An 11,583-nucleotide genomic window follows, 5' to 3' on the forward strand; every position below is an offset into this window, starting at 1 on the left:
GCACCAGTCGTTCCGCGGTGGCAAGCACCTCGCGCTCCACTGCCTTGAAGCGTGGCGTCGGGTCCCTCGCGACGCGGTGTCTGCTCGCCTGCCTCGCAGGCCCGCTGGGGGCTTCTTCTTGCGATGTCACCCCACCTCTATGCGGCTCGTAGGACTGCTTATTCCGCGCAGACCTCCTGTCGGACAGGTTCAGTTGGCGGGACAGCGGCTCATACAAGGGGCATGTCCACGAATGAGGCATCCAGCCGCCGCCGCTTCCTGTCCACGGTGGTCGTGCTCGGCGTTGGAAGCACCGTGAGCGCGGCGCCCAAGGCGGAGCGCAAGTCCAGGCCCGCGGAGGTGAACGCCACCGAGGACCTGATGCGCGAGCACGGCGTCATCCGCCGCACGCTCCTGATGTACGAGGAGATCGCTCGCCGCCTCGGCGTGCCTGAAGAGAAGGCTCCCGCGGAGGTGCTCGCCCAGGCCACCCGGCTCATGCGCCGCTTCGGCGAGGACTACCACGAGAAGACAGAGGAGACGGAGGTGTTCCCCCGGCTGGTGAAGGCGGGCCAGCAGAAGGAGCTCGTCCAGGTGCTGCTCGAACAACACGCCGCCGGGCGCAAGCTCACCGCGTCCATCCTCGCCGCGGCCTCAGGCCGCGACGCCCTCACCCAACCCCAGCAGAGGGCCACGGTCGCGCGGCAGCTCACGCAGTTCATCCGCATGTACCAGCCGCACGCCGCTCGCGAGGACACGGTCCTGTTCCCCGCGTTCCGTGAGCTCTTCGACGAGAAGCAGTTCCAGGAGCTGGGCGAGCGCTTCGAAGCGCAGGAGCACCGGCTGCTGGGGAGCAATGGTTTCGAGAACGCGCTCAAGGAGGTGGATCAACTGGAGCGCGCGCTGGGAGTCCACGACCTCGCCCGGTTCACTCCTTCGGAGAAATAGTGCGCGCGAGGAACGCGGCCAGCAGGGCCCGCCGCTCCTCCTCGCCCAGCACGCCATCCAGCGCGGGGAAGAGGTACGTCTCCTCGCGCAGCGAGTGGTGGTGCTCCAGATGCTTGAACGTGCTCTCCATGTCGAACACACGGAGCACGGCGCGGCGGTAGTCCGGAGCGCTCGCGTCCAGCGCGTCCACGGCCTCCTGACACTTCGCCAGCAGCTCCCGCATGCGCTGGTGCTCGCCGGTGAAGAGCTCCGGCGCGGCGCCTCGGATCCTTCCAGCGCGTGGCAGCTCCGGCAGGAGCAGCGCCTCCTCCGCCTCCAGGTGCCGCGTCAGCTCCTCGCGGTAGCGCGCCAGCCGCTCACGCGCGGCGGGCAGGTCCATGCCCATCAGCGCCTCCTGGTGCAGGAGGAACAGCTCCTCCAGGTCGCGGTGGAGCACTCCCAGGCTGACGAAGTCGGTGGGCGCGGCCATCAACGCCCTTCAGTGCACCTTGTCGTCGCGCACGTGGGCCTCGCGGGCCACGCGCGGACGCGGCGTCACCATGCGGGCCACCCCGGAGTAGAGCTGGTCCTCCGTGTAGACCTTGCGCACGCGGCGGTGCGACGCGCGCGGGTGGTAGGCCGGGCCCGGACGCTCCAGCCATTGCAGCACCCGCACCTCGCCGGAGTACGCCAGGTCCGCGAGCAGCGCCTCCGGGCACAGCTTCAGGTAGCGGCGCACCAGCGGCCGCAGGCGGCGCCCGAACTCCGCGCCCAGCTTCGCGTGGCGGCGGCCCGCGTGCAGCGTGCCGTCGAAGCGCAGGGAGATGTGGAAGAGCTCGTGCATCAGCGTCTCCAGCCGCGACTTCGCGGTGGAGCCCCGGAAGAAGAGGGGCCGGAGCGTGATGCAGTACAGGATGCGGCGGCCCCGGATGCGCACGACCGGCTTGCGCCGCCCCGCCTTGTCGATGCTCTTGCCCCCCTTGAAGCACAAGGGCTTCACCGTGCCTCGCGACGCCCGGCGGGCCTCTCCGGCGACGATGAGGATGCGGCCCACCTTCACGTGGCCGAACTCGGGCATGCGCGCGGCGATGTCCCGGATGAGGGAGCGCAGGGTCCTGTTGAAGTTGGGACGTCGGGGAGCCACGGTTGGTGGACAGTCTAGCGGAAATCCCCTTGGGACCAGCCCCTGGCCTCCCCAGAATGTCTTTTGTGAATCGCTCGACCTGCCTGATGGCCCTGGTGTCCGCGCTGTTCGCCCTCCACCTCGGGTGTGCCTCCGCGCCCGTCCGCTCCGGCGGCCCCCCGGCCCTGACGGCCCAGGAGACCGCCGTCGTGTCCCAGGGGCTCACCGACGCCTCCGTGCGCTACACCGGACAAATCACCGGCACCGCCAACGGCGTCGTGGAGCGGGCCGACTACGAGCTCGTCGCCGACGGGCAGGTGGTGAAGACGGGCTCCGCGAAGCTGGGCGTGCCGTTCGCGCCGGGGGCCCCCGCGGACTTCTCCATCGAGGAGAAATCCGCCTACGTGAAGAGCCCGGAGGACCTGGCCCGCTTGAGCGCCCAGGGCGGCACGGTGCTCATCGCGCTGCGCGGCACGCTGGTGGTGCGCTCGGGTGGCGGTGAGGAGACCCTGCCCTTCGCCGCCAGCCGCGCCGTGCGCGTGCCCCGGCTGCCGGAGGTCATCGTGGAGAGCCTGGACGCGGCCCGCTATTCGCCGGAGGAGGTGCAGATGAACCTGCGGCTGGGCGTGCGCAACCCGAACCCGTTCCCGCTGCGGCTGGACTCGCTGACCTACCAGGTCGTCATCGCGGACAAGCCCCTGGAGGAGGGCACCACGGCGCAGGCGGACTCGGTGGATGCGTCCGCCACGGGTGTGTACCCGGTGGAGGTCGCGGTGACGGCCGAGTCCTGGGGGCCGGGGGTCAAGGCGCTCATCGGCAAGGGCGTCCTGCCCTACAGCGTGAAGGGCGAGCTGAAGGGCCCCCTGTTGCAGGTCCCCTACTTCCTCAAGGGTGACGTGAAGCTCAACGTGTCCCGCTAGACTGGGGCGCACGCGTGCCCATCTACCTGCTGAGTGACGACGAGCCGGAGCTGTTCCCCCCACCCGCCAAGGCGGACAAGAGCGGCCTGCTCGCGGTGGGCGGAGACCTGCGCCCGGAGCGGCTGGTGGCCGCGTACTCGCAGGGCATCTTCCCCTGGTACAGCGAGGGGCAGCCCATCCTGTGGCACTCGCCCGACCCGCGCTTCGTGCTGGAGCCGGACAAGATCCACGTGGGGCGTTCGCTGCGCAAGGTGATGAACCGGGGCACGTACACGGTGCGCTACGACACCGTGTTCGCGAAGGTCATCGACGCATGCTCGCGCGTGCACCGGCCGGGGCAGGACGGCACCTGGATCACGGACGCGATGAAGCAGGCGTACATCCGGTTGCACGAGCTGGGGCTGGCGCACTCGGTGGAGGCGTGGGACGGCGAGGTGCTGGTGGGCGGGCTGTACGGCGTGTCGCTGGGCGCGGCGTACTTCGGGGAGAGCATGTTCGCGCTGGCGCCGGACGCGTCGAAGGTGGCGTTCGCCACGGCGGTGGAGCGCTTCAAGGGCTGGGGCTTCCAGCTCATCGACTGCCAGGTGGAGACCGAGCACCTGGAGCGCTTCGGCGCCGAGTCCTGGCCGCGCAAGCGCTTCCTGGCGGCGCTCGCGCAGGCGTTGAAGGAGCCCACGCGGCGGGGGCCGTGGACGGAGTAGACTCCACCGGATGGACGTCCACTACACCTGGATTGGCCCTCCTCCGGCGGACCGCAACCGCGACATCACCGCGCCGAAGGCCCTGGCGGCACGCTGCGCGGGACAGAGCGTCAAAATCTATTTCTGGTGCCTGGACGCGCACGTCGCCGCCTACGAGCGGGACTTCGCCGCGCACACGAACGTCACCGTGCGAGGCATGCAGGCGTTCCTGGCGAAGGCGGGCACGCGGGCGTATCGCTGGTACTACTGGTACCAGGAGTCGGACGACTGGGCCGTCGCGGCGATGACGGACATCCTCGGCTGGGGCCTGGCGCTGGCGACGCCGCCCTCGTACCGCGCCTTCGTGAAGGACGCGTGGTCGCTGTTCCTCATGTACACGTGGGGCGGCTATGTGATGGACGCGGGCGTGGGGCCGCACGGCGGAGGCACGTTCGCCCTGCCGGAGCCAAAGGCCTTCATGGCGCCGTCGCTGACGAGGGACGACGCGCTGATGATGCGCCGTTTCCAGCTCTCACGGCTCACCGGCTGGCAGGCGGAGGGCGACGTGACGCTCAACGAAAGCCGCGCGGACGAGGTCTGCGAGGCGATGGACTACGGCGCGGCGGACGACGGCGAAGGAGAGATGTGTCCCCAGTTGGAGGTCTGGATGCTGGGGAGCCCTCGTTACTCCAAGGGTGCCTGGGCCGCGCTCAAGCAGTACTGCGTGGTCTGGAAGGAGATGCAGCAGAAGGACACGCTGGTGAGCGCGACCGCGCCGCAGGTGTTCCGCTACCTCATCGCCGGCTCCGTCTACAACGGCCTGACGCGCACGCAGAAGGGCGGCGTCCAGGCCCCGCACGGCGCGCTCTGGTACTGCACGGACAACAAGAACGGCACGGTGGACGTGCCGGACCTGAAGCTGCGCAAGACGTACCACGGGTCCAGCGCGCAGTAGCCGGGTCGCGGCCAGAGCGCGTATCGCGCCTGGACACCCTCCCACGGCCAGTCGATTGCCCCTGGAGGCCGACAGCGGCGTCCAGGGGCCTGGGCTTCACAGCGTGAGCGCGGCTACTTCTTGCACGGCGACAGCGTGCGCTTCGCGTGGATGAGGTCCTCTTCCGTGGGGCTCCCGTACCGCACGGCCTTCGGCGCGGCCTTCAGCTTCTGGTAGTCGTACGCGTAGAGCACGCCCATCTCCCGGCTCAGGATGAAGCGCGGGCCGCTGAAGTCCCAGAGGCCTCCGAACAACTGCCCTCCCGGCTTGAGCGGCGTCAGCGCCGTGCTCTCCCGCCCCCGCACGAACAACATGGACAGGTCGTCCGTCGCCCAGTTGCACGGGTTGCTGCCGTTCTTGTGCAGATAGGACACCGTCAGGTCGAACGCGCCCTCGCCCTCGTCGCCCGTCACGCCGAAGTACTCCCACAGCCGCGCGCACTCCGGCGCCGCGCAGTCCTGCGGCGGGATGTGCTCCGCGTAGTCCGGCGGAATGCCGTCCGACTCCTTGCCAATCAGGCTCCGGTTGGGCCGGCGCAGCACGCACCCCGTGGGCTCGTCCTTCTGCCGCAGCGCGATGGGCGTCCCCGCCAGCCGCCCGGGCGGCAGCACCTCGCACTCCGTCGCCAGCTCCGCCATCAGGTACGTCTGGCGGTCCTCGTCCGTCCCCATCCGCACCGCCCAGTACGCGATGGGCGTGCCCTTGCAGGCCTTCGCCTTCTCCTTGCCGAACACCCAGATGGGCGCCTTCGCCGTGTCCAGCGCGCCCAGCTTCTTCGCCTGGTCCATGGGCACCGGCTTCACCCCGGAGCGGCTGCGCGCCCCCGCCTGGAAGAACTTGTCCTTCGAGGACGGGATGATGGCCTGGTGCACCAGCCAGCCCAGCCGGTCGATGCCCACCTGCCCCATGGGCGTCATCGGCAGGAACTCCGGCTTCACCGGGCAGCCCCGGTCCGGCTCCGGCATGTCCACCACCACCGCCGAGCCGTCATCCTCATCCACCTGCGCCCACGCGGCCCCCGGCCCCACCGTCAGCGCCAGCACCAGCGCGAACCCCGCGCGCTTCACTCCGTTCGTCATTCCGTCGGACCTCCACCCACGGTCATACCGCAAGCGGCTGCCCTCCGGCGCGCCCCCCAGGCCTCAGCGGGGCTTCTTCGGAGCCGGCTTGCGCTTCACCGGCGGAGGCGGCGCGGGCGGCACCCCGGCATCCCCCGGCACGTCCGACACCGTCGCGTCGAGCGCCTCCTGCTTCGCGGCGTCGTCCGGCTTCGGCGGCGCCTCCACCTCCGTGCGGTCCTCCAGCGGCACGCGGCCCACGGCGCGGTTGAACAGCTCCCACAGCGCCTTGCGGTGGCCCTCGCGGTCCGTCTTCCCGGACAACACCAGCCCCGCGCCGCTGTAGCGCACCGTCAGCCCCGGCGGCATGCCCGCCGCGAAGTCCTCCAACTGCGCCTGGAGCTGCGGCACCGCGAACGTCAGCTCCAGCTCCTTCGCCAGGTACGCGTGCGTCTTGAGGAACGCGCGCAGCGCCAGCCGGCAGGCGTTGTCGTTCACCGTCGCCGTCAGGGCGCGCTCCGCGCCTTCCGTGGCCTTCAGGTCCGGGCAGGCCTTCCTGGCCGCCGCGAGTTCCGACCCGGTGTTCTGCAACTCGATGGGCCCCACCATCACCCGCCACACCGCGAAGCGGCCCTCCGCGTACAGCAGCACGCGCGCGATGCCGGCGGCGTGCGGCGTCAGGAGCAGCTCACCGCTCTGGGCCAGCGCCTCCGCCGTCACGACATTGGGCGCGTCGGACTCCGCCCAGTCCACGGCGGTGAGCTTCTGGAAGGTCTCCTTGCCGGGCTCCAGCGTCAGGGCCTGGTCCACCGGCCAGGCCCGGGCCGCCGAGGGCGCCGCCAGCGCGCCCAGCAGTCCGCCAATGACGTACATCCGACGTCCCCGCATGGTGCCTCCCGCCAGGGTGGTATGCCCCTCTAGCACGGGATAAGAACGACCCCCTATGCCTACCTGGACCCTCTGGGTCGCCTGCCTGGCCCTCTGCTTCATGAGGTCCCTGGTCGCCGCCGCGGAGTCCGCGCTGTATGGGACGTCCGACCTGCGCGCCCAGGAGCTCGCGGAGGAGAGCAAGAGTGTCGCCGCGCGCCGGGTGCTCCGTCACAAGACGGACCGTGAGCCCGCCGCCACCGCCCTGCGCCTGGGGATGGTGCTGTCCGGCTTCCTCGCCGCCGCCATTGGCGCCTTCGTCCCGCCGCGCCTCCTGGACTTCAGCCGCTACGCGGAGGCCACCTGGGTGCCCATCGCCACGGTGTGCGCGGGCGCCCTCTTCGTGGGCGTGCTGGCCAGCCTCATGGAGGTGACGCTGCGCGGCCTGGCCAACGGCAACCCGGAGCGCTGGGCGCTGCGCCTGTCGGCCCTGGTGTCCCTGCTGGTGGCGGTGCTCTATCCGCCCATGCGCCTGATGCTGGGCATGCTCAACCTGGGCGCCCGCACCATGGGCCGCACCCTGCGCTTCGAGCCGCCGCCCCCGCCCCTGGAGGAACTGGAGAAGCTGCTCGCCGCCCAGGCCGCGCGCAACGAGGTGGACAAGAGCGCCCCGCAGCTCATCCGCTCCATCTTCGAGCTGTCCGACAAGCGCTGCCGCGACGTGATGGTCAACCGCACGGACGTCGTCTCCGTGGACGTCACCACGCCGCCGGATGAGGTCCTGCGCATCCTGGCGGAGGAGAACCACTCGCGCATCCCGATCTACAAGGACGACGTGGACCACATCGTCGGGGTGCTGCACGCGCGCGACCTCATCCCGCTGCTCCAGCACCCGGAGCTCATCGTCCTGCAGGACATCATCCGCCCCGCCCACTTCGTGCCGTGGATGAAGCCCGTGGGCGACCTGCTGCGCGACATGCAGAAGCGGAAGATCCACATGGCCATGGTCGTGGACGAGTACGGCGGCTTCATGGGCGTCGTCACCCTGGAGGACATCCTCCGCGAAATCGTGGGCGACATCGGCGACGAGTTCGAGGTGGAGGAGAAGCTCGTCGAGAAGATGGCCGACGGCAGCTCGCTGGTGGACGCCGCCATGGAGGTGGATCAGTTCACCAAGGTCTTCGGCTTCCCGCTGCCGGAGGGCGACTTCGACACGCTGGGCGGCTACCTGTCCTCGCTGGCGGGCCACCTGCCGGACGTGGGCGAGCGCTTCACGTACAACGGCTGGCAGTTCGTCGTGGCCACCAAGGAGGGCGCCCGCATCGACCGCGTGCGGATGTCCCGCCTCAAGAGCGCCGCGCCCGGCCTCGCGGACGGACAGCTCCGCGACGGCGTCCCGGCGTCCCGGGACGACGGCCAGGGGGGCCCGCCGCGGCAGCCCCCGGACTCCGGCGCGGCGCCGGACGCCAAGGGCTGAAGCCGCTTCACTGCGCCGGGCTGGACTCCCCGCCCGGCACCCACGCGAGGTCCAGCGAGCGCACGTCCCGGAAGGGCGCGCGCCGCTCGGAGCCCCCGAAGCGCAGCACCACGCCGCCCTCCACCCGCACCTCGTGCGAGGCCGCCTCCGGCCGGCCACCGCCGCGCGCCACGGCCAGCGGGAAGGCGACCTCCAGGGGGACCCGGCCCTTGCCGTCCAGGGGCACGCCCATCACCTGCTCGCCCGTGGCCACGCGCCGCCCGTCCACGCGCAGGTCGAAGTCCACGCGCGTGAGCGTGGCCGCGTCCGAGGACGGGTTTCCCACCTGGAGCCTCAGCGTGAGCGCCCCGCTGCCGTCGCGCGTGAAGGCCACGTCCACCGCCTCCACCCGCACCGCCTCGTCGTAGGCGCGCGGGCTGAAGGGCACCACGCCCAGGCAGCCGGACAGGCAGGAGAGGCCGGCCAGCCCCAGCCCGAGCACCGCCCGGCGCGAGCGCATCAGCCGCCCAGCAGAGGCTGCAGCGCCTCCACCGTCAGGGGCCAGCCCGCGCGGCGCGCGAGCACCTCCAGCGCCTTGATGAACTCCGCCGCGGTCTGGAAGCGGCGGGCCCGGTCCGCGAACAGCGCCTTGCGCGCCACCCGCGCCGCGTAGTCCGGCAGGTCCGGAGACAGCGTGGAGAGCAGCGGCACGCGGGCATCGCGCACCTGGTGCATGAGCTGCGCCTCGTTGTCGCCGGTGAAGAGGCGGCGGCCGGCCCACAGCTCCCAGAGGATGACGCCCACCGCGTACAGGTCCGTGCGGGCGTCCACCGCCTGCCCCAGCACCTGCTCCGGGCTCATGTACGGCAGCGTGCCGCGCAGCGCCCCGGAGTCGCCGCGGATCATCCCCTCCACCTCCGCCACGCCGAAGTCGGTGAGCTTCACGTCGCCCTGGACGCCCAGGAGCACGTTGGCGGGGTTCACGTCGCGGTGGACGATGGTGGCGCCGTTCTCCCCCACCTTGGCGCGGTGGATGTAGTCCAGCGCCTTGAGGATGCACCACGCGATGTAGCAGGCGGACTCCGGCGGCATGGCGGCGCCGGCCTTGATGAGCAGCTCCTGCATGTAGCCCAGCGTCCGGCCACTCACGAGCTCCTGCACCATGAGGTAGTCCGGCCCGGCGCGGAACAGCCGGAACGTCCGCACGATGTGCGCGTTGCGCAGGCGCACCGTCAGCTTCGCCTCGTCGACGAAGGCCTTCACATACGCGGGGTCGTTGCGGAAGGACGGGTGCAGCCGCTTGATGACGACTTCCTCGGGCTCGCCCGGGGAGCGCTGGGTCGTCTCACGGGCACGCGCCTGATACACCTCGGCCATGCCACCGACCGCCAGCCGGCCGACCACTTCATAGCCACCCAGGTCCGGAGCTTCCGCCACGGCGGCAAGATTAACGCGGATCCGGGAGCGGCCCCACTATTCCTCCACCAGGGAGTGGAAGAGGGCCTCGTACTTCCGGGCGGACGCGGTCCAGGAGAAGTCCTTCCCCATGCCGCGCACCTGGAAGTCCCCCAGCCGTGCGGGGTCCGCGTACAGGGAGAGCGCCCGGCGGATGGCGGCCAGGAGCGCCGAGCGGTGGAAGGCCTCGAAGAGGATGCCGTTGCCGTCCAGGCCCCCCTCCACCGTGTCCACCAGCCCGCCCGTGGCCCGGACGATGGGCACCGTACCGTAGCGCAGCGAATACATCTGGTTCAGGCCGCACGGCTCGTAGCGGCTGGGCATGAGGAAGAAGTCCGCCCCGGCCTCCACCAGGTGTGACAGCTCCGGGTCGAACCCGATGCGCACGCCCACCTGCCTGGGGAAGCGGGCCTGGAGCGCCCGCAGGCCCTCCTCCAGCGCCGGGTCGCCGTTGCCCACCGCCACGAACCTCAGGTCCGCCTGGAGCGCCGCGGGCAGCGTCTCCAGCAGCAGGTCCACGCCCTTCTGCCACGCCAGCCGGCTGACGATGCCGAACACCGGCGCGTGGCCCTCCGTGGGCAGGCCGAAGCGCTCCAGCAGGGCGCGCTTGCACACCGCCTTGCCCGTCATGTCCTCCGGGCCGTAGCGCGCGGGCAGGAAGGCGTCCGTCCGGGGGTTCCACTCGTGCGCGTCGATGCCGTTGATGATGCCGGTGAGCGCGTGCGAGCGGCGGCGCAGCAGGCCATCCAGCCCGTAGCCCTGCTCCGGCGTCTGGATTTCGCGCGCGTAGGTGGGCGACACGGTGGTGAGCGCTTCGGAGTAGACGAGCCCCGCCTTGAGGAAGTTGACGTGGTCGTAGAACTCCACGCCCTCCGGCGTGAAGAGGTCCCACGGCAGCCCCAGGTCCTCCATGGTCCGCTTGGGGAACTGCCCCTGGTAGGCCAGGTTGTGGATGGTGAAGACGCACTTCGCGCGGCCGAGCGGCGTGCCCTGGAAGCCCCGGCGCAGCGCCACGGGGACCAGGCCCGTCTGCCAGTCGTGCAGGTGGATGATGTCCGGGAAGAAGCGCAGGCGCTGCGCGGCCTGGAGCGCGCCCACGCACAGGTAGGCGAAGCGGCGGGGGTTGTCCGCGAACTCACCGCCCGCGTCGCCGTAGAGGCCCTTGCGGCCGCCGTAGAAGGCCTCGTTCTCCAGGAAGAGGACCTCCAGGCGTTCGGTGAGGCGCGCGGACAGGATGGGGCCGCCCGTCTCGCCGAAGGGGAAGCGCAGCACCAGGGACTGGCCGGTGGGCACCAAGTGTCCGGTGTTGCGCACGTCCTGGTAGCGGGGCGTGACGATCTTCACGTCGTGCCCCAGCCCGGCGAGCGCCGTGGGCAGGGCCCCGGCCACGTCGCCCAGTCCCCCCGTCTTCGAGAAGGGGGTGACCTCCGAGGCGATGAAGAGGATCTTCATGAGGCCCGCCATTGCGTGCGAGTCCCGACAGGGAGTCAACCGCGAACGTGCGCGCCGAGGCGGTGTTTCCTATGGTGCGCCGCGTGACGACGATTCCACCCGACCCCCTCCAGCGCTTCGCCGACCTCTTCGCCCAGGCGAAGGCCGCCATCCCCGTGGACCCCAACGCCATGGTCGTGGCGTCCGTGGACGACCAGGGCCGCCCCAGCTCCCGCGTGGTGCTGCTCAAGGACTTCGATGCGCGGGGCTTCGTCTTCTTCACCAACTTCCACAGCCGCAAGGGGCAGCAGCTCCGCGCGCACCCGTACGCGGCGCTGTGCTTCTTCTGGCAGCCCCTGGAGCAGCAGGTCCGCATCGAGGGCCGGGTGGAGCAGGTGTCCGACGCGGAGGCGGACGCGTACTTCCAGAGCCGCGCGCGCGGCAGCCAGATTGGCGCGTGGGCCAGCCTCCAGAGCGAGGAGCTGCCCTCGCGCGAGCTGTTGGACCAGCGCGTGGCGGAGGTGGAGGCGCGCTTCCAGGGCCGCGCGGTGGAGCGCCCGCCGCACTGGAGCGGCTTCCGCGTGGTGCCGGACCGCATCGAGTTCTGGCACGCCCGCCCCAGCCGCCTGCACGAGCGCAACGTGTACCTGCGCGACGGCGCGGGGTGGAAGACGCAGTTGCTCTACCCCTGAG

At 71.1% G+C, this 11,583-nt stretch carries 13 protein-coding genes; 6 read left to right on the forward strand and 7 right to left on the reverse strand.

Annotated elements, in window-relative coordinates; translation table 11 throughout:
- Window positions 1-222 precede the first annotated feature (222 nt).
- Complete coding sequence (locus K8556_RS13750; RefSeq protein ID WP_223740519.1) at window positions 223-927, forward strand: hemerythrin domain-containing protein; 705 nt, start codon at window positions 223-225, stop codon at window positions 925-927.
- Here the strand turns inward: K8556_RS13750 and K8556_RS13755 are convergent.
- Both K8556_RS13755 and K8556_RS13760 read right to left on the reverse strand, forming a co-directional pair.
- Complete coding sequence (locus K8556_RS13755; RefSeq protein ID WP_223740520.1) at window positions 908-1,396, reverse strand: hemerythrin domain-containing protein; 489 nt, start codon at window positions 1,394-1,396, stop codon at window positions 908-910. The two genes, K8556_RS13750 and K8556_RS13755, sit on opposite strands and share 20 nt — an antisense overlap.
- Window positions 1,397-1,405: 9 nt before the next feature.
- Window positions 1,406-2,050 (reverse strand): hypothetical protein, encoded by a 645-nt coding sequence (locus K8556_RS13760; RefSeq protein ID WP_223740521.1) that lies wholly within the window; start codon window positions 2,048-2,050, stop codon window positions 1,406-1,408.
- Between the two features lie 56 nt (window positions 2,051-2,106).
- On the opposite strand from K8556_RS13760, the gene K8556_RS13765 reads away from it, so the two are divergent.
- From K8556_RS13765 to K8556_RS13775, 3 genes are read left to right on the forward strand one after another with little or no spacing between them, the layout of a single operon-like run.
- Entirely contained in the window at window positions 2,107-2,949 is an 843-nt protein-coding gene (locus tag K8556_RS13765; protein ID WP_223740522.1) for an LEA type 2 family protein, read from the forward strand.
- Between the two features lie 14 nt (window positions 2,950-2,963).
- Window positions 2,964-3,650: a leucyl/phenylalanyl-tRNA--protein transferase gene (aat, locus tag K8556_RS13770; protein ID WP_223740523.1), complete on the forward strand. Its 687-nt coding sequence runs from the start codon at window positions 2,964-2,966 to the stop codon at window positions 3,648-3,650.
- 10 nt (window positions 3,651-3,660) lie between these two features.
- On the forward strand, window positions 3,661-4,584 hold the full coding sequence (locus K8556_RS13775; protein WP_223740524.1) for a hypothetical protein: 924 nt from the start codon (window positions 3,661-3,663) through the stop codon (window positions 4,582-4,584).
- A gap of 113 nt (window positions 4,585-4,697) precedes the next feature.
- Here K8556_RS13775 and K8556_RS13780 read toward each other — a convergent pair whose 3' ends face one another.
- Entirely contained in the window at window positions 4,698-5,702 is a 1,005-nt protein-coding gene (locus tag K8556_RS13780) for a hypothetical protein (protein WP_223740525.1), read from the reverse strand.
- Window positions 5,703-5,765: 63 nt separating this feature from the next.
- Window positions 5,766-6,569 carry a hypothetical protein gene (locus tag K8556_RS13785; RefSeq protein ID WP_223740526.1) on the reverse strand — a complete coding sequence of 268 codons (804 nt, stop codon included), beginning with the start codon at window positions 6,567-6,569 and terminating at the stop codon, window positions 5,766-5,768.
- 55 nt (window positions 6,570-6,624) lie between these two features.
- On the opposite strand from K8556_RS13785, the gene K8556_RS13790 reads away from it, so the two are divergent.
- Window positions 6,625-8,025 (forward strand): hemolysin family protein, encoded by a 1,401-nt coding sequence (locus K8556_RS13790; protein WP_223740527.1) that lies wholly within the window; start codon window positions 6,625-6,627, stop codon window positions 8,023-8,025.
- A gap of 7 nt (window positions 8,026-8,032) precedes the next feature.
- Here the strand turns inward: K8556_RS13790 and K8556_RS13795 are convergent, their stop codons facing one another.
- The 3 genes from K8556_RS13795 to glgA are packed head-to-tail and all read right to left on the reverse strand — an operon-like array spanning window position 8,033 to window position 10,911.
- The gene (locus K8556_RS13795; RefSeq protein WP_223740528.1) at window positions 8,033-8,524 is read right to left on the reverse strand and encodes a hypothetical protein; all 492 of its coding nucleotides are present in this window, start codon (window positions 8,522-8,524) and stop codon (window positions 8,033-8,035) included.
- Window positions 8,524-9,441 carry a serine/threonine-protein kinase gene (locus tag K8556_RS13800; protein ID WP_223740529.1) on the reverse strand — a complete coding sequence of 306 codons (918 nt, stop codon included), beginning with the start codon at window positions 9,439-9,441 and terminating at the stop codon, window positions 8,524-8,526. Before K8556_RS13800 ends, K8556_RS13795 begins: the two co-directional genes overlap by 1 nt.
- A gap of 36 nt (window positions 9,442-9,477) precedes the next feature.
- Window positions 9,478-10,911: a glycogen synthase GlgA gene (glgA, locus tag K8556_RS13805; protein ID WP_223740530.1), complete on the reverse strand. Its 1,434-nt coding sequence runs from the start codon at window positions 10,909-10,911 to the stop codon at window positions 9,478-9,480.
- Window positions 10,912-10,982: 71 nt separating this feature from the next.
- Between glgA and pdxH the strand changes: the two genes are divergently transcribed.
- Window positions 10,983-11,582, forward strand: a complete 600-nt coding sequence (gene pdxH, locus K8556_RS13810; protein ID WP_223740531.1) for a pyridoxamine 5'-phosphate oxidase — start codon at window positions 10,983-10,985, stop codon at window positions 11,580-11,582.
- Window position 11,583 lies beyond the last annotated feature (1 nt).

The sequence above is a fragment of the Corallococcus sp. AS-1-12 genome, from assembly GCF_020036995.1.
GTDB lineage: Bacteria > Myxococcota > Myxococcia > Myxococcales > Myxococcaceae > Corallococcus.

Excerpts from the sequence above, each read along its gene's own strand:
- K8556_RS13750 (WP_223740519.1), top strand. The coding sequence starts at position 223 with ATGTCCACGAATGAGGCATCCAGCCGCCGCCGCTTCCTGTCCACGGTG.
- K8556_RS13755 (WP_223740520.1), bottom strand. The coding sequence starts at position 1,396 with ATGGCCGCGCCCACCGACTTCGTCAGCCTGGGAGTGCTCCACCGCGAC.
- K8556_RS13765 (WP_223740522.1), top strand. The coding sequence starts at position 2,107 with ATGTCTTTTGTGAATCGCTCGACCTGCCTGATGGCCCTGGTGTCCGCG.
- K8556_RS13775 (WP_223740524.1), top strand. The coding sequence starts at position 3,661 with ATGGACGTCCACTACACCTGGATTGGCCCTCCTCCGGCGGACCGCAAC.
- K8556_RS13780 (WP_223740525.1), bottom strand. The coding sequence starts at position 5,702 with ATGACGAACGGAGTGAAGCGCGCGGGGTTCGCGCTGGTGCTGGCGCTG.
- K8556_RS13785 (WP_223740526.1), bottom strand. The coding sequence starts at position 6,569 with ATGCGGGGACGTCGGATGTACGTCATTGGCGGACTGCTGGGCGCGCTG.
- K8556_RS13790 (WP_223740527.1), top strand. The coding sequence starts at position 6,625 with ATGCCTACCTGGACCCTCTGGGTCGCCTGCCTGGCCCTCTGCTTCATG.
- K8556_RS13795 (WP_223740528.1), bottom strand. The coding sequence starts at position 8,524 with ATGCGCTCGCGCCGGGCGGTGCTCGGGCTGGGGCTGGCCGGCCTCTCC.
- glgA (WP_223740530.1), bottom strand. The coding sequence starts at position 10,911 with ATGAAGATCCTCTTCATCGCCTCGGAGGTCACCCCCTTCTCGAAGACG.
- pdxH (WP_223740531.1), top strand. The coding sequence starts at position 10,983 with ATGGTGCGCCGCGTGACGACGATTCCACCCGACCCCCTCCAGCGCTTC.